The organism is Pseudomonas sp. NPDC087817, assembly GCF_044742875.1.
Lineage (GTDB): Bacteria > Pseudomonadota > Gammaproteobacteria > Pseudomonadales > Pseudomonadaceae > Aquipseudomonas.
Map to the genome: position 1 here is coordinate 1 of NZ_JBIUVJ010000081.1, position 17908 is coordinate 17908.

Annotated in this window: 12 protein-coding genes and 1 pseudogene; 7 read left to right on the forward strand and 6 right to left on the reverse strand. The window is 58.3% G+C overall.

Translation table 11 applies throughout. The features are described 5' to 3' along the window. From ACIONG_RS27380 to msrA, 5 genes are all read left to right on the forward strand, one after another. The coding region (locus ACIONG_RS27380) for a hypothetical protein (RefSeq protein ID WP_401303858.1) at positions 1-97 on the forward strand (97 nt) is incomplete at its 5' end. A gap of 11 nt (positions 98-108) precedes the next feature. Beyond that, positions 109-2079, forward strand: coding sequence for a dihydrolipoyllysine-residue acetyltransferase (aceF, locus tag ACIONG_RS27385; RefSeq protein ID WP_401303839.1), 1971 nt, complete (start codon positions 109-111; stop codon positions 2077-2079). A gap of 281 nt (positions 2080-2360) precedes the next feature. Continuing rightward, positions 2361-3758 carry an alkaline phosphatase D family protein gene (locus ACIONG_RS27390; RefSeq protein ID WP_401303842.1) on the forward strand — a complete coding sequence of 466 codons (1398 nt, stop codon included), beginning with the start codon at positions 2361-2363 and terminating at the stop codon, positions 3756-3758. Between the two features lie 243 nt (positions 3759-4001). After that, positions 4002-6698 (forward strand): bifunctional diguanylate cyclase/phosphodiesterase, encoded by a 2697-nt coding sequence (locus ACIONG_RS27395; RefSeq protein ID WP_103305388.1) that lies wholly within the window; start codon positions 4002-4004, stop codon positions 6696-6698. A gap of 203 nt (positions 6699-6901) precedes the next feature. Beyond that, positions 6902-7567 carry a peptide-methionine (S)-S-oxide reductase MsrA gene (gene msrA, locus ACIONG_RS27400; RefSeq protein ID WP_093430120.1) on the forward strand — a complete coding sequence of 222 codons (666 nt, stop codon included), beginning with the start codon at positions 6902-6904 and terminating at the stop codon, positions 7565-7567. Between the two features lie 126 nt (positions 7568-7693). On the opposite strand, the gene ACIONG_RS27405 is transcribed toward msrA, so the two are convergent. Further along, positions 7694-8533, reverse strand: a complete 840-nt coding sequence (locus ACIONG_RS27405; protein ID WP_007915674.1) for a 23S rRNA (adenine(2030)-N(6))-methyltransferase RlmJ — start codon at positions 8531-8533, stop codon at positions 7694-7696. A gap of 372 nt (positions 8534-8905) precedes the next feature. Here ACIONG_RS27405 and ACIONG_RS27410 point away from each other — a divergent pair, with 372 nt between their 5' ends. After that, the gene (locus ACIONG_RS27410; RefSeq protein WP_401303845.1) at positions 8906-9229 is read left to right on the forward strand and encodes a hypothetical protein; all 324 of its coding nucleotides are present in this window, start codon (positions 8906-8908) and stop codon (positions 9227-9229) included. A 100-nt stretch (positions 9230-9329) separates the two neighbouring features. Here the strand turns inward: ACIONG_RS27410 and ACIONG_RS27415 are convergent, their stop codons facing one another. The 5 genes and pseudogenes from ACIONG_RS27415 to putP form a co-directional block, all read right to left on the reverse strand. After that, the gene (locus ACIONG_RS27415) at positions 9330-9650 is read right to left on the reverse strand and encodes a hypothetical protein (RefSeq protein ID WP_401303847.1); all 321 of its coding nucleotides are present in this window, start codon (positions 9648-9650) and stop codon (positions 9330-9332) included. A 331-nt stretch (positions 9651-9981) separates the two neighbouring features. Beyond that, a complete protein-coding gene (locus ACIONG_RS27420) occupies positions 9982-10704 on the reverse strand; it encodes a DUF4123 domain-containing protein (RefSeq protein ID WP_401303849.1) in 723 nt (240 codons plus the stop codon). Between the two features lie 126 nt (positions 10705-10830). Then, positions 10831-11220, reverse strand: a complete 390-nt coding sequence (locus ACIONG_RS27425) for a hypothetical protein (RefSeq protein ID WP_401303852.1) — start codon at positions 11218-11220, stop codon at positions 10831-10833. Between the two features lie 1031 nt (positions 11221-12251). Beyond that, positions 12252-14263: pseudogene (locus ACIONG_RS27430) on the reverse strand (type VI secretion system tip protein VgrG); the annotation flags it as partial. Between the two features lie 352 nt (positions 14264-14615). Next, entirely contained in the window at positions 14616-16100 is a 1485-nt protein-coding gene (gene putP, locus ACIONG_RS27435) for a sodium/proline symporter PutP (RefSeq protein ID WP_103305393.1), read from the reverse strand. 457 nt (positions 16101-16557) lie between these two features. Between putP and ACIONG_RS27440 the strand changes: the two genes are divergently transcribed. After that, positions 16558-17908, forward strand: a 1351-nt coding sequence (locus ACIONG_RS27440) for a proline dehydrogenase family protein (protein ID WP_401303855.1), incomplete at its 3' end; no start/stop codon positions are given.

Sequence of the window (17908 nt, forward strand, 5' to 3'; positions counted from 1 at the left end):
ACTGGCTGACCGTGGTGATATCGAACATAAAGTCGTGGCCGAGGCCATCGTCAAGTTCGGCATCGACCCGGAAAAACGCAACCCACTGGACTGCTGAGGAGACATTTTGTGAGCGAACTCATTCGCGTACCTGACATCGGCAGCGGTGAAGGTGAAGTAATTGAACTGTTTGTGAAGGTCGGCGACCGCATCGAAGCCGACCAGAGCATCCTGACCCTGGAATCGGACAAGGCCAGCATGGAAGTGCCGGCCCCGAAAGCCGGCGTCATCAAAAGCCTGAAAGTAAAGCTGGGCGACCGTCTGAAAGAAGGCGACGAACTGCTTGAGCTGGAAGTCGAGGGCGCCGCTGAAGCGGCCCCTGCTCCGGCGGCTGCGCCTGCTGCAAAAGCTGAAGCCAAACCGGCTGCCGCTCCTGCTGCTGCCGCGCCAGCCGCTGCTGCACCTGCTGCCGCTTCGGTTCAGCAAGTGCACGTGCCGGACATCGGTTCGTCGGGCAAGGCACAGATCATCGAGATCCAGGTCAAGGTCGGCGATAAAGTCGAGGCTGATCAATCGTTGATCACCCTGGAATCCGACAAGGCCAGCATGGAAATCCCGTCGCCTGCCGCTGGCGTGGTCAAGGCCATCAGCGTCAAGCTCAACGACGAAGTCGGTACTGGCGACCTGATTCTGGACCTGGAAGTCGCGGGTGCTGCGGCCCCTGCTGCGGCCGCTCCGGCTCAGGCTGCTGCACCGGCTGCTGCCGCTGCGCCTGCTCCTGCAGCAGCCCCGGCTGCTCCAGTTGCCGACAGCGTCCAGGACATCCACGTCCCGGACATCGGTTCGGCCGGCAAGGCCAAGATCATCGAAGTGTTGGTCAAGGCTGGCGACACCGTCGAAGCCGACCAGTCGCTGATCACCCTGGAATCCGACAAGGCAAGCATGGAAATCCCATCGCCTGCCGCTGGCGTGGTGGAAAGCGTTTCCATCAAGCTGGATGACGAAGTCGGTACCGGCGACCTGATCCTCAAGCTGAAAGTCAAAGGCGCGGCCCCTGCTGCTGCCGCGGCTCCAGCTGCCGCTGCTGCACCGAGCGCTCCGGCACCTGCCGCTGCTGCTCCGGCTGCCGCTGCACCTGCACCTGCTGCCGCTCCAGCCGCCGCACCGGCCAAGCCAGGCGCGAAAGTTCACGCCGGCCCGGCCGTGCGTCAACTGGCCCGTGAGTTCGGCGTCGAGCTGAACGCTGTCGGCGCCAGCGGCCCGCACGGTCGTATCTTGAAAGAAGACGTGCAGACTTACGTCAAAGCGATGATGCAGAAGGCCAAGGAAGCACCGGCCGCTGCTGCTGGCGCAACCGGTGGCGCGGGCATCCCGCCGATCCCGGTCGTCGATTTCAGCCGTTTCGGCGAAATCGAAGAAGTGCCGATGACTCGCCTGATGCAGATCGGCGCGTCGAGCCTGCACCGTAGCTGGCTGAACATCCCGCACGTGACTCAGTTCGATTCGGCTGATATCACCGAGCTGGAAGCGTTCCGCGTCGCGCAGAAAGCCGTTGCCGAGAAGGCTGGCGTCAAGCTGACCATCCTGCCGCTGCTGCTCAAGTCCTGCGCGCACATGCTCAAGGAACTGCCGGACTTCAACAGTTCGCTGGCGCCAAGCGGCAAGGCGATCATTCGCAAGAAGTACGTCAACATCGGCTTCGCCGTCGACACTCCGGATGGCCTGCTGGTACCGGTCATCAAGAACGTCGACCAGAAGAGTCTGTTGCAACTGGCAGCCGAAGCCGCTGCGCTGGCCGCCAAGGCCCGCGACAAGAAGCTTACTGCTGACGACATGCAAGGCGCCTGCTTCACCATTTCCAGCCTCGGCCACATTGGCGGCACCGGCTTCACGCCGATCGTCAACGCGCCGGAAGTGGCGATCCTCGGTGTTTCCAAGGCAACCATCCAGCCAGTCTGGGACGGCAAAGCCTTCCAGCCGAAACTGATGCTGCCGCTGTCGCTGTCCTACGATCACCGTGTGATCAACGGCGCCGCTGCCGCACGCTTCACCCAGCGTCTGGGCAGCCTGCTGGCGGACATCCGTACCATCCTGCTGTAATCCCAAGTGGCCCTCCGGCAACGGAGGGCCACTTGTGTTTCACGTTTTCGAGCGCCACACGCTCGTACCTCAACCCCGTCAATTGACGGGGCTTTTTTTTGTCCGAAATAAACCCGCCTTAGTATTTTTCCTACAAGTTGCGCTGACATCAGCCACGACCGAAGTCAACTTCGCGCCGACTTTTTTACTCGCCATGCAACTAACCTTGGTACAACAAAGTTAATCAATCGAACTTTGCACGAATGACTTACTTACGCAGCACCCACTCGAATGGATTCGACATGTTAAAACCGACTATCGGCCCGATCATTGGCCACGTTACAACTAATCACGCACGCATCTTTATTCGCGGCAACAGTCAAAACAACGCCCCGGTATTTGGCGGGATACGCTATCGCATTAGCGGAACACAACAATGGTCAAAAGCCATCTTCGCCAAACTGAGCGAGTTGCGCGACATGTCTGAAGTGCTTGTACTTAATAATTTGAGCACGGACACCGAGTATGAATATCAGGCCGGCTGGTTCAGCCCGATGAGCCCGGTACACACCACGGACTCTGTCGCCGAGTTGCCGCTGCAATGGCCACGGGAGATTTACCGCCTACGCACTCGTTCCAGCAAAGCCATGCAGGCCCGGGCCTACATTGTCGGGTCCTGCCGCTACTTGCGCATGACCGCCGGTATTGCCTCGTTGCCACACTTGGGCGACCGGATCTTTGCTTCCATCAGTCAATTGATTGAAGGCGCACAACCAGCAATCAGCGCAACACTCATGACCGGCGATCAAATCTATGTCGACGATCTCAATCTGATTGCACCGGATCGCGAATACAAAGACATACTCAGTAAATACCGTGCGGCCTTTTCCCAACCGCACATTAAACATTTGATGTCCGGCACTTCGACTTACATGATTCTCGATGATCACGAAATAGAAGATAACTGGCCAGCCAATGCCGGAAAGTCCGATGGCGAGTTATACCGTAATGCCATGGCGGCCTATGAGTTGTATCAAGTCAGTCACAGTCCGGCACATGAACTGACAGATAACGGGCAAGTCAACCGTTCGAAACTTGAGCACTACTGGTATCAGTTCAGCGACGGTGATATCGAATGGTTTGTCACCGACAGCCGCACCCGACGCAACTTGTCGGCCGATGATCGACGCATCCTTGATGAGGCGCAGGAACAGGCGTTACTCAACTGGCTGATCAACAGTCCGGCACGGGTGAAGTTCGTGGTCACCAGCGTGATGTTCTACCCGGACCGCAAAGTGCTGGGCGACGATGCCTGGAAGGCCTTCCCGGAACAGCGTCTACGCCTTCTGGAAACAATCCGCACTCGACGCATCAAGAACGTCGTGTTCATTTCGGGTGATGTGCATGGTTCGTTGACGTCGCGCCTGACCCACAGCGAAGCAGCGGACTTCGAAGTGCACACCATCGTCTCCTCGCCTCTGTGCAACAGCAAGTTGCTGCCATACGCCAAGGCGTCCACGTTCATTCTTGACCAGCCGCTGGTGACCACGGCGGCGGGCGATTATCGGCATGAGTTGACCAGCACCGTGATCAGTGAGGACAACTTTGCCCATGTGGTGGTTGAGGCTGATCAAATTCTGGTCAATTACCATGATCGGGATGGGAAAAAGTTGCAGTCGATCGCCATAAAACTGCGCTGAGCCTTTATGAATCGCAGCCTTCGGCAGCTACCGTAAGCCCCGCAGGAACTGCCGCAGACTGCGATCTTTTGCTCTTTTCTGAACGACGCTGGAGAAATGCCCAATGCAGCCGACACATTCTTATAGCACTTGGCCTTCATCACTCTTGTCAGTCGGTGCCGCAATGATGCAACCTTGCCGCAGGCAACAGTAAAGAGGGCGAGAGCCCGGCGCGTTCAGCATATTTCCAAGCGAGTTCCCTTCATGAAGAGCCAACCCGATGCCGCCAGCCGTATGGCGGCCGAGGTAGTGACGCAGTTGCCTGTGCCCTCGCGGCTCGGCATGCTGCGTTTCGAGCGCCTGAATGAAGCCAGTTGGGCGATGCTGTTTCTCGATCCAAACTGCGAACGCCAGTTCGGTCAGCCGGCCGTCGAACTCTGTGCACTGGTCGGCTCGCCCTACGCCAGCCTGATGGAACCGGAAGCGCGTTACCAACTGCACGACACGATCCAGCAACAACTGCGTGACAGCCCGCATTATCTGGTGCGCTATGCCCTGCACACCGCCGCGGGCAAGCTGAACATCCTCGAATTGGGCGAAGCCTACAAACAGCACAATCGTCATCTGCTGCGCGGCTATCTACTGGCGGTCGATGATGTGTTCGACGAAGTGCCGCAGGTGCCCTGCGTCGACCTCGAAACCCAGAACTCGCGCCTGCAAATCGCCCTCGAACTCAACCAGCGCGCCCAGCAGGAACAACTGCAACACCTCGAACGCGTGCGCGCCCAGCAAGATCTGATTCTGCTGCTCGCCCGCCAGCGCTACAGCTCGCACAACTCGCTGCAAGAAGCCGCCGAACTGATCACCCGCTGCGCCTGCGATATCTATGAAATCGACTGCGCCAGCCTGTGGAACCTCGAAGGCCAGCAACTGGTGCCGATCTCGGCCTACCATCGCGCCACGCAGGAATACATCCTGCCGGACGTGATCGACGTCAGCGGCTTCCCCGACTACATGGAAGCACTGCACAGCAGCCGCGCCATCGACGCGCATAACGCGATGCGCGACCCGCGCACCCGCGAGATGGCCGAAGCCTTGCGCCCGCGTGACGTCAACGCGATGCTCGACGCCAGTATTCGCGTCGACGGCCAGGTAGTCGGTGTGTTGTGCCTGGAGCAGACCGGCGTGACCCGCGCCTGGCAATCCGACGAAATTGCCTTTGCCGGCGAACTGGCCGACCAGTTCGCGCAAGTCATCAACAACCATAACCGCCGCACCGCCACCAGCGCCCTGCACCTGTTCCAGCGTGCGGTCGAGCAAAGCGCCAACGCGTTTTTGCTGGTCAACTGCGACGGCGTGGTCGAGTACGTCAACCCAAGTTTCACGGCGATCACCCAGTACACCACCGAGGAAGTCCACGGCCAGCGTCTGTCCGAGCTGCCAGCGCTGGAAAACCTCAGCGAACTGCTGTTCGACGCGCCCTCGGCGCTGGCCAAAAGCAACAGTTGGCAAGGCGAATTCAAGAGCCGCCGCAAAAATCTCGAACCGTACTGGGGCCAGTTGTCGATCTCCAAGGTGTATGGCGACAACCGCGAGTTGACCCACTACATCGGCATCTACGAAGACATCACTCAGACCAAACTCGCGCAACAGCGCATCGAGCGTCTGGCGTATACCGACAACCTGACCAACCTCGGTAACCGGCCGGCGTTTATCCGCAATCTGGACGAACGCTTCGCCCGGGATAGCGATACCCCGATCAGCCTGCTGCTGGTGGACATCGACAACTTCAAGCGAATCAACGACAGCCTCGGCCACCAGACCGGCGACAAACTGCTGATCAGCCTCGCCCGGCGCCTGCGCAACAGCCTGAGCCCGAGCGGCAGCCTCGCGCGTTTCGCCAGTAACGAGTTCGCAGTGTTGCTCGACAACACCGACCTTGAGGCCGGCCAACAAATCGCCAGCCAGTTGCTGATGACCCTCGACAAGCCGATGTTTGTCGACAACCAGTTGATCAGCGTCACCGGTTCCGTGGGTTTGGCCTGCGCGCCGCTGCATGGCCGCGATCCGCAAACCCTGATGCGCAACGCCGGCCTCGCCTTGCACAAGGCCAAGGCCAACGGCAAACATCAGGTGCAGGTGTTCACCGAAGCGCTGAACGCCGAGGCCAGTTACAAACTGTTCGTCGAGAACAACCTGCGCCGCGCCCTGACCCAGAATGAATTGGACGTGTTCTACCAGCCCAAACTGTGCCTGCGCAGCGGTCGCCTGCTGGGCATGGAAGCGCTGCTGCGCTGGAATCACCCGGAGCGCGGCATGATCCGCCCGGATCAGTTCATCAGCGTCGCCGAAGAAACCGGGCTGATCATTCCGATCGGCAAGTGGATCGCCCGCCAGGCCTGCCGCATGAGCAAAGCGCTGACCGCCGCCGGTATGGGCAATCTGCAAGTGGCGATCAATCTGTCGCCCAAGCAGTTCTCCGATCCGGACCTGGTCGCGTCCATCGCCAATATCCTCAAGGAAGAAGCGCTGCCGGCCAATCTGCTCGAACTGGAGCTGACTGAAGGCCTGCTGCTGGAAGCCACCGAGGACACCCACTTGCAACTCGATCAGCTCAAGCGCCTGGGCCTGACCCTGGCCATGGACGACTTCGGTACCGGTTATTCGTCGCTGAGCTACCTGAAGAAATTCCCGATCGACATCATCAAGATCGATCGCAGCTTCATCCACGAAATCCCGGACAACCAGGACGACATGGAAATCACCTCCGCCGTGATTGCCATGGCTCACAACCTCAAGCTCAAGGTCGTGGCCGAAGGCATCGAGACGGCTGAACAACTGGCCTTCCTGCGCCGCCACCGTTGCGATGTCGGCCAGGGTTACCTGTTTGACCGGCCGATTCCCGGCGCCGAGCTGATCCAGGCGCTCAAGCGCTACCCGCGCGGCCCGCTCTGCCTCTAAAACACCGCCTTGTAGGAGTGAGCCTGCTCGCGATAGCGGTGTGTCAGCAACAAATCCTCTGACTGCCCCACCGCTATCGCGAGCAGGCTCACTCCTACAATGTGTGCGAGTACCCGCACATTTTGACTAGTGATTAACTCGGCATCATTGGGCACACTGGCGGTCTGACTTTTTACATCCCATCCTGACTGAGAGGAACGATCATGGTTCTGCGCTCGGAAATACTGGTGAACAAAAACGTGCTCCCGACTAAAGAACAAGCTCTGCCCGGCCGCGAAACCGCGATGACCCTGCCGGAAAAGCATTTCGTCTTCGAAGAAACCCCGCTGCTTGGCCCGTTTTTCCAGGACGTCGATTTTGCAATCTTCGGTCTGGGCTGCTTCTGGGGCGCCGAACGTCGCTTCTGGCAGCGTGAAGGCGTGGTCAGCACGGTCGTTGGTTATGCCGGCGGTTTCACACCGAACCCGACTTACGAAGAAGTCTGCTCGGGCCTGACCGGCCACGCTGAAGTGGTGCTGGTGGTGTATGACAAGGCCAAAGTCAGCTACGAAGAGCTGCTGGCGATGTTCTGGGAATTGCACAACCCGACACAGGGCATGCGTCAGGGCAACGACATCGGCACGCAGTACCGCTCGGTGATCTATGCAACTTCGCCCGAGCATCTGGATGCGGCGCTGAAGAGCAAGGCGACTTATCAGGCCGAGCTGTCGAAGGCTGGCCTGGGCGAGATCAGCACCGAGATCGAACAGGCACCGACCGTGTACTTCGCCGAGGCGTATCACCAGCAGTATCTGGCGAAAAACCCGGAAGGTTATTGCGGGATCGGCGGCACCGGTGTGTGCATGCCGCCAAGTCTGGCGGGTAACTAAACCCCAAAAGCATCGCGGGCAAGCCCGCTCCCACAGGGTCATGCGCTATTTTTGAATTCGGCGCTAAACCTGTGGGGGCGGGCTTGCCCGCGAAGGCGTCCGTTCAGACACCATCAAAGCAACTGATTAACTCTCGGCAATCAACCAATCCATCTGCCAGCCACCCTGGGTCTGCCCAAGCTTTTTCGACAACCACGGCAGCAACTCACGCAATTCTTCCTCCAGCCCCCACGGCGGATTGGCAATCGCCATGCCCGAACCGTTCAGGCTGTTCGGCGTGTCCAGCGGATGCACCAGCAGCTCAACACGCAACAACTTCGGCGCACCGGTGCCGGCCAGGTCCTGATAGAACCGACGCAACGCGCGCTGATCCTTCACCGGATACCAGATCGCCGCCACGGTCTGGCGCATACGGCCAATCGCCTCTTTCAACGACGCCGCGCAACGCTGCATCTCGTCGAGCTGCTCGAACGGCGGATCAATCAACATCACCGCACGCTTCTCCTGCACCGGCAGCATTGCCCGCGCCACATGCCAGCCCTCGCCCAGATGCACTTTCACCCGACGGTCACCGGCCATGTTGTCCTTGAGCAGCACGCCGTCCTCGGGGTGCTTCTCGTTGAGCATCACCCGATCCTGCGGGCGAGTCAGGCGCCGCGCCAGCTCCGGCGAACCGGGGTAATAGCGCAACTGGCCATCCGGGTTCATCTCGTGCAACACCTTCATGTAGTCGGCGGTCAGCGCCGGCAGGTCAGGCTGATCCCACAAGCGCGCGATGCCTTCCAGGTACTCGCCGGTACGGTTGGCCTGATCGCCCTGCAAGTCATACAGACCGATGCCGGCGTGCGTGTCGAGATAGGCAAACGGCTGCTCCTTGCGCGACATCAGGGCGATGAGGCGGGTCAAGGTCAGGTGTTTGAACACATCGGCGTGATTGCCGGCATGGAAGGCGTGACGATAATTCATGGCTGCTCCTGCGAAGGGCGCAAAGTTTACCTTTTACCGGCCGGCAAGTCAGGGGTTGGCGGCCGAGCGGCCTCTTACTCGTTAAGAATCTGGCCCAATACCCGTGGCGAGGGGATTTATCCCCGATGGGCTGCGCAGCGGCCCCGATTCTGCCGACGCGGTGTGTCTGGTGCATCGCGATGACAGGTCTTGGGGCCGCTTCGCTGCCCATCGGGGATAAATCCCCTCGCCACAGATCATTTATCTCGCTTAACTGGCAAGTAACCTCGACAGGTAGTCAAACCCATGCGTCGCACACTTATTTTCTCTCTGTGCCTGACCTGCTCAATGCACGCCGTTTCGGGCGAAAGTCACAGAGCGCAGGCTCGCCAAATGCTCAAGAACTACGGCTTGAGTCACTGCATCCTGAAGCCATTCAAAGAAAATTCAGCGCTGGAAAAAGACATCGGTTTGTCCGCTGGCGCCTACTCGTTCATGGGCAAAGGCATGCACACCGTCCTGCAAAATGAAGACACGCTGCAGGTGCTGCACGATCCATATAAAGAAACCAGAAACTATGTGTATGCGGCCTATGAGCAGACACCGTCGATCAGCAAGCACTCGAACAGCCATGTCGTTTTTTATGGGTGCCTGGAGGTTTACAACTCAGAGGCTTTCGACAGTTTTATCAAAACTCAGGATCGGTACATCGACTGACTGCCGCACCCTCAACGTCAAAAGATCGAAGCCTTCGGCAGCTCCTACGGATGATCCCGTGCAGGAGCTGCCGAAGGCTGCGATCTTTTGGTTTGCGGATTCAGGAAGGCGTGGCGCCCAAACGTCTACCGATGACATCGAGCAAATCACAGCCGTCGCGCAAGGGAATGGCGCAGAGTTTGGCGAAGTCGCTGAGGATGAGGGAATCGCATTCGATCGAGCCGCGCATGCACAGGTTTTCCAGTACCTGGACGACCGTGCGGATGCGGTAGTTGGCTGCATCCATCAGGACGTCGGAAGGGGCGTGGGTGTCGACGAACAGCGTGGGCATGTCGTTGCAGTTGCTGGTCAATGCCATGTAGCGGTTGTCGGGATGGGGGATGTGTTTTACGTAGGGTGGATCGGGCTTAAGCGTCGTCATCTTTTGAACCTCTGGTAGTGAAGTGGGCTTCCACCACTACCCTCCTACGGGTTTGGGTGGCAGCCATGCGCGGGGTAGGAGTACCGAGACCAGAGAACTCGGCCACGCCGAAGCGTGCCCGCGCATAACCGCCGCAAGTGATCTTACGGACGCACGTAGACTGCCGTAAATCGGGCAATGACGTTTATGCACTCTTCTAGTCTCAAGGCTCCTACACCCTGTCGCCGCATCTGCGGTGACAATCCAAGACTATCCCTGCACCCCACCGCCCACCAGTTCATGAAAACCGCCGCGACTCGAAGGAAACGTCCGAGGCCTTCGCCCGGAAATCTCACTCCGACTCTGTCAGCAAATACTCCAACAACGCCGACTGCGACGATTCTTCCGACGTTGAAACTTGAAAAAACTGCCTGACCTTGCAACGCAAGACCTGCACAGGAAATGCCTCGAACAAGCCCGGATGCTCCTCGCTCAACCACTGCACGGCATTGCCGATACGAACCTCATCACTCGTCGAAGCCAATACCGATTCCGGCACCGTCCACCAAGGAAACACCTGACCCGAAACCTGCGCCCGGCCCCCGATATCAACGGCCTGGCCATTGATCAACCCGCGCGAAATCACCGGCAATAGTTGCGCAGCAGCGACCGCCTCCGACTGCAAGACAGGCAACAGAAACCGCCCATCCCAAAAACGGAAAAATACCGCTTTGCCGTCCGGCATCAACACCTGAGTCAAACTGCGCAAATGCTCAACCACCACCTCAAGGCTCGCCGAAGAGACCGCCATCCAGCCCCAATCAAGAGACTCAGTAGTCGCCACCCAATCGAGAAATTCACTGTCCACAGCGACAATTCCCACGAAGGGCATCACCGCATCCCACTCGGCGTAAATAGTGTCCGCCCAAATCGGGCTTGGCGCTTGAACGGTAGTTGACTCGCTCCAGATCTTGAATGGCTCGCCATCGCTGGTACTGCTGAGAACTGCAAACAGTTTTTCATCGGCCATCAGCGGCTGACGCTGCAACCAATGTTGGGGAATTAGTTTATTCATTCAAGGGCCTATGTAGCTCTCGACAATATCGAGAATGCTGTTATCTACAAAAACAAATGGCTGAATTACAAACCGACGTAAAGAGACAACCTGAATGACAAAAACAGATTGATCATCGAAAAGTGGTTAACTCAACCAACCATTAACCTTCCCCAACACCACGCCGATTATTGCAATGGCGCTTAACACCAACATCATCCAATTGGAAAATAGAATTATCCGCCGCAAGCCTACTGGCAAGGCTTCGTAATCCTTAGCGTCCAGCTCTCCATTTCGTATGGATTTACGCGAGAAGATCATGAGCGTGCCCACACTACTAATAAACAGAAATCGACCAATCGGCTCCCATCCCAAGGTTCGCTTTCTAGAAATAACAGCCGGTGAATTACTCAAACACTTAAAGATATCCCGCGCAAAAAAATAAGCGACAAACAGCAAAATCAATGACACCAACAAAATAAGCGCAATTAATACCAACCCACTTAACAGGAATAGTATTTCAATATCAGATCTCATTTCTGGATCTCATACACAACGTCTGCCCCTTGTTCGCCCCACTCCCCGAAAGCATTACCTAAAACAGCAGTACCTAGCCCAGTCAATACAAGACCGCAGGCGATTCCGCCTGCTCCCAAAGTGCTAAGTCCGATAGCGGCGCACACCGGACCCGCGATTGCCGCCCCTGCGGCTCCGCCCATGACAATTCCACTAAATTTCCCACTTTCGGTGAACCGTACTCTCCTGCAAGCCCCTTCAGTACCCTCTCGACAGGTCTCCTTGACCTTAATTCCCGATGCTGTGGCCTGTAGCCCAACTCCGATCCAGCCCCCCACCTTTATTATCTTGCTCGCCTTACTTACCCCCTCAATATGCGTCGCATACCCCGGAATTCCGGCTGAAGTACCCACCTTGCTCCAGTGATGGACAAGGCTGCGACTGGAAATGCCCAGCGCTTTCCTAAGGTTCGGGTGATCGGGCAAACCGACCATTTTTCGCATTAAGGGACTGAGGCTGTTATCCAGTTGCGTCATCAACTGTTTTCGCTTTTCAAAGAAATCAGCACCTTTAAGCTTGCCGTGCTTATCGAAGGTTTCCTTATGCAGTGACTCCAACTCACTCAACGTGCCGGCGAGATTTTTTAAGTGATTACTGAACATCGCTGCCCCAATCCCGACACTCGTAGAACCCTGCGATAAAAACGATTCAATCTCCCCATGATGCCGCGCCATGAACTCCGCCTCCGCATCACTCATCGGCGCCAACACTGCATCAACTTTCTGCGCAGCCTCCATCAGCAACGCCTCTTCCCTCGTGCATTGCGTATTACGCGGATCGCCCAGCACGATCAGTTGCCCAGGTTTGGCGTATTGGCTGAGTTGCGGATTGAGGCTGCGAAATTTCTCCAGCACGGCCGGATCTGGCTGCGGGAACAGTGTGGATTCCAGCGCAGACCGCGACATTCCCTGTTCAACAATATGAAAGCCCGGCTCAGCGCCCGAAGGCGCCGGCCGGGCTGAGGACTTTGGGGATTGGGACAACGTGTCGGGCGCCGGGCAGAGGCCATCTTTGCAGCGTTCGCATTCTTCGCAGAACGGCGCATCACCTTTGAGGCTCATGATTTGTGCCGGCGTGAGGATGGCCGCCGGCGCTGCCGTCAGTTTTTCCGGTAGTCCCGGCACAACCGGCGCGGCACTCATGGCCACCATTGGCGCACCACCGACCATGATCGGCACGCTGCTGAAAATCCCGCCGGGGCCGATGTTGATCCACTGCCCGCCGGCCTGAATGGTTGCGCTCGCACCGCCATCGATCACCACTTGCTGGCCGGCGCTGACGTGAATTTGCTGACTGGCGCTGGTCGCCTGATTGCTCACGCGGATATGCCGGTCGCCGACCACCGTCAGGTGATCGTCCTGTTTCACTTCAGCCTGGCGCTGGCCGTGGGTGATGCGTTGCTCGTCAGCCTTCAACTCATGTTTGGCGAGGCCGGTGACGACGATGTTGCGCGCGTTATCGACCTGCACCTGTTGATCGTGCAACACATGCTGGGTCCAGTTGCGCTGGGCGCGCAGGTAGATCTCCTCGGCGCCTTTTTTGTCCTCGATGCGCAATTCGTTGTAGCCACCGCCCCCGGGCTGCTCTGGCTGCGGAAAATGCTGCGGGTCTTGTCCGCCGGCAGATCCAGCGGCACCGGGGTGGCGGCGTTGGGCAGGCAGCCCACCACCAGAGGTTTGTCGGCGTCGGCGTCGATGAAACCGACCAGCACCTCCATGCCGACCCGTGGAATCAGCACACTGCCGTAACGGTCGTGGGCCCAACCGGTGGCGACGCGCAGCCAGCAACTGGAGTGCTCGTTCAACTCGCCATCGCGATCCCAGGCCAGTTGCACCTTGACCCGGCCGAACTCGTCGCAGTGGATTTCCGTGTCTTTCGGCCCGGTAACGACGGCCGGCTGATAACCGAGCATCCGTGGTTTTTCCGGGCCCAGCGCCGGACGAAAGAACACGTCCCACGGCGTCGCAAGAAAAGTATTACGGTAGCCCTGGAATTCTCCTCCATCGCTGGTGACCGACTCCTCCAGCACTTGTGGTTGTCGGCCATGGTGTTCGATACCGGTGAGCAGCCACAGATCATTCCAGTCGTTACGCGGGTGGTCAGTCAGTTGCAGGAAATGTCCGCAAACCAATGCGGATTGATCGCTGATGCCCTCGGCCTGACGGAAATCGGCGACATGCCTTTCAAGTGCGCGTTGCGCCAGATGCTTGCCGGTTTCACGATCGTTGAATTGGCCAGGAAAGTGATAGTCCTCAAGCACCGGGCGCTGCTCGCTGTCGATGCGACTTTCCAGTTGCAACTGCGGCTTTACAAAGTTGTAGTCGCGTCGGGTGACGGCACTGGTGCGGGTTTCCACGCGGACATTGAAGCGTTTGATTGCCGGCGCCCCGCCAGCCATGCCGCTGCCGGGCAGGTAGAGGGTCGGTTCAGCGAGACGCGGAAACACCGTCTGATCATCGCCGAACACCAACAAATGGCCCTCGGGACTGTGCTGAAAATGGTAATGAATGCCGACCTCGGCACACAAACGCTGGATAAACGCCAGATCGCTCTCGGCGTATTGCACGCAATACTCTCGCACCGGGTAATCGCTGCCGAGACGAAACTCGAAGGCATCGCGCAGGATCGCGTGATCCTTGAGAATCTGCGCAACGATCTGCGGCACGCTCTGATGCTGGAATATCCGCTGATTGGTCCGGTGCCCGAGGTATGTGAGACGCGGCACAAGGCTGATGTGATAGCGCGTAAGACGTTTGCCGGAATCGCCCTGTCCGACCTGATAAATCTGACCGTGCACATCGGAACCGTCCGCCTCAAAGCTCAGAAATGCCTGACAGTGCAGCAGGCTTTCGAGGTCCAGATCCGGTCGCTCGCTGACCAGTTCCAGCTCAAAGCGAAAAGGTTGGCTGATGGCTTCCTTGCCCGTGAACTCAAGGACTTTGAGGTCGTGCTGGGCGCCTTCAAGGCTCAACGTGAAGCGCGGTTGATTGGCAGGCGCGAACATCCGATGTCTCTCTGCAGAATGAAGGGCGGGCGATTCTGCATGAGGCGCAAGGGCGATTGAGCGGGCGACAGGAAAATCAGATTTGCCCTACATGGACTGCTGAATATCCCGTAAAAAATCGGCGCATCCGACTACAGACATACGCCTTAAAACCAACACGAAACCTATGGGAGCTGGCTTGCCAGCGATGAGGCCAGCACCTTCAGCACATGCATTGACTGACACACCGCCATCGCTGGCAAGCCAGCTCCCACTGGGTTCTCCAGTGTTCTTGAGAAATCCTTGGCAATAAAAAACGGCCCGCTCCTTGTAGGAGGCGGGCCGTTTTCCTGTGGGCTTTAGCTCAGCGCCATCACTTGTTCAGATGGAAATCTTTTTCCGCCGCTTCGAAGCGCATCACCATGCCTTTGCTTGGCGAACCGAGCTTGCTGACGATGTAGATCGCCAGGCTGGCGAAGATGAAGCCCGGGATGATTTCGTACAGACCCATCACCTCGAAATGCTTCCATACCACCACGGTGATTGCGCCGACCAGGATACCGGCCAGTGCGCCGTTGCGGGTCATGCCTTTCCAGATCACCGAGATCAACACCACCGGACCGAACGCAGCACCGAAACCGGCCCAGGCGTAGGACACCAGACCCAGCACGCGGTTTTCCGGGTTCGCCGCCATCGCGATAGCGATCAGGGCAACCAGCAGCACCATGGCGCGGCCGACCCAGACCAGCTCGGTTTGCGAAGCGGATTTACGCAGGAAAGTCTTGTAGAAATCTTCGGTCAGGGCGCTGGAGCACACCAGCAGCTGGCAGCTCAGGGTGCTCATTACCGCTGCCAGAATGGCCGACAGCAACACACCGGCAACCCATGGGTTGAAGAGGATTTTTGCCAGCTCGATAAACACACGCTCGTGGTTTTCGGTCACGGGACCGGCAACTTCCGGGTGCGCCGAGAAGTAGGCGATACCGAAGAAGCCCACCGCCACGGTGCCGCCCAGGCACAGGATCATCCAGGTCATGGAGATGCGACGGGCGTTGGCGATCGATTTAACCGAGTCAGCGGCCATGAAGCGCGCAAGAATGTGCGGCTGACCGAAGTAGCCCAGACCCCAGCCCATCAGCGAAATGATGCCGATGAAAGTAGTGCCTTTGAGCATGTCGAAGTTGCTTGGATCCTGGGCTTCGATCGCCAGGAACGTGGTGTCGACACCGCCGGTGGCCAGCAGCACGATGATCGGCGTCAGCAGCAGGGCGAAGATCATCAGCGTGGCTTGTACGGTGTCAGTCCAGCTCACCGCGAGGAAACCGCCTACGAAGGTGTAGGCAATCGTCGCTGCAGCACCGGCCCACAGCGCGGTCTCGTAGGACATGCCGAAGGTGCTTTCGAACAGACGGGCACCAGCCACGATGCCGGATGCGCAATAAATGGTGAAGAACACCAGAATCACGATGGCCGAGATGATCCGCAGCAGGCCGCTTTTGTCTTCAAAACGGCTGGAGAAGTAGTCCGGCAGAGTCAGGGCATCGCCGTTGTGCTCGGTCTGCACGCGCAGACGACCGGCAACGAACAGCCAGTTCAGGTAGGCACCGACGATCAGGCCGATGGCGATCCAGCTTTCGGACAGACCGGACATGTAGATGGCGCCCGGCAGGCCCATAAGCAACCAGCCACTCATGTCGGAAGCACCGGCGGACAACGCCGTCACCACGCTGCCGAGGCTGCGGCCGCCAAGAATGTAGTCAGAAAGGTTATTGGTGGAGCGATAGGCCATGAAGCCGATCAGCACCATTGCTGCGATGTAGATCACGAACGTGATCAGTGTTGGATTGCTTACGCTCATTAAGTTACGCCCTGGCTTTGTTTTTATGTAGCAGCGGTGATGGATCGCACACAAACGACGACGTTTGGCAGACGAATCCGGATCCCGAGCATTTAGGACTGATGTTTCCCCAGGAAAGCCACCAGCCGATGCACCGGTTTACACCGGTTGCACCTTGGGCGCGAATGCTATGCAACAAACCAAAAAAGGTGCAACCAGTTTCGCGAGAATTAGTTGCGCCTAGTCGGATATATCGACAAACAAGCGGTTTTTGCTCCCTTTTAGCGCAGTCAACGCGCTTTGCTAGAAGCAAAAGCACCAAGCAGGAGCGGCACTTTCGTACCAGAAAATATTTCCTGATGAGCTGCTTATTTTTCCGACAAAAAAAGGGTTGCACCCGGTTGCACCTCTTTCAGCGCACGGCTAATCTTGCCGCCAGCTGATGCCACGCAACTGTGGCAACCATGAGGATAAAAATATGGCTACCACCACCCTTGGGGTCAAACTCGATGACCCGACCCGCGAGCGCCTGAAGGCTGCCGCAACCTCGATTGATCGCACACCGCACTGGCTGATCAAGCAGGCAATTTTCAATTACCTGGAAAAACTCGAGGGTGGTGCAACCCTGACCGAGCTGAACGGATTGACCGCCAAGGACGCCGACGACGCTGGCGAACTTCATACCGATCACGCCCACCAGTGCTTCCTCGAATTTGCTGAAAGCATCTTGCCGCAGTCGGTTCTGCGCGCTTCGATCACCGCCGCTTACCGCCGCCCTGAGCCGGAAGTGGTGCCAATGCTGATCGAGCAGGCGCGCCTGCCGGCGCCGATGGCTGAAGCCACCAACAAACTCGCCGCCTCCATCGCCGAAAAACTGCGTAACCAGAAAAGTGCCGGCGGTCGTGCAGGCATTGTTCAGGGTCTGCTGCAGGAATTTTCCCTGTCGTCCCAGGAAGGCGTGGCGCTGATGTGCCTGGCCGAAGCGCTGCTGCGTATTCCGGACAAGGGCACTCGCGACGCACTGATCCGCGACAAGATCAGCACCGGCAACTGGCACCCGCACCTGGGCAACAGCCCTTCGCTGTTTGTCAACGCCGCGACCTGGGGCCTGTTGCTGACTGGCAAGCTTGTGTCCACGCACAATGAAGCCGGACTGACTTCGTCGCTGAGCCGCATCATCGGCAAGAGTGGCGAGCCGATGATCCGCAAGGGCGTCGACATGGCCATGCGCCTGATGGGCGAGCAGTTCGTTACCGGCGAAACCATCGCCGAAGCACTGGCCAACGCGAGCAAGTTCGAAGCCAAGGGTTTCCGCTATTCCTACGACATGCTCGGTGAAGCAGCCCTGACCGAGCACGACGCGCAGAAGTACCTGGCGTCGTACGAACAAGCCATTCACTCGATCGGCAAAGCCTCCCACGGTCGTGGGATTTATGAAGGCCCTGGCATTTCCATCAAGCTCTCGGCACTGCACCCGCGTTACAGCCGTGCGCAGTACGAGCGCGTGATGGACGAGCTGTACCCGCGCCTGTTGTCGCTGACCCTGCTGGCCAAGCAATACGACATCGGCCTGAACATCGACGCCGAAGAAGCCGACCGCCTCGAGCTGTCGCTGGATCTGCTTGAGCGTCTGTGCTTCGAGCCGCAACTGACCGGCTGGAACGGCATCGGTTTCGTTATCCAGGCTTATCAGAAGCGCTGCCCGTACGTGATCGACTACGTGATCGATCTGGCCCGCCGCAGCCGTCATCGCCTGATGATCCGTCTGGTGAAAGGCGCGTACTGGGACAGCGAGATCAAGCGCGCCCAGGTCGAAGGCCTGGAAGGCT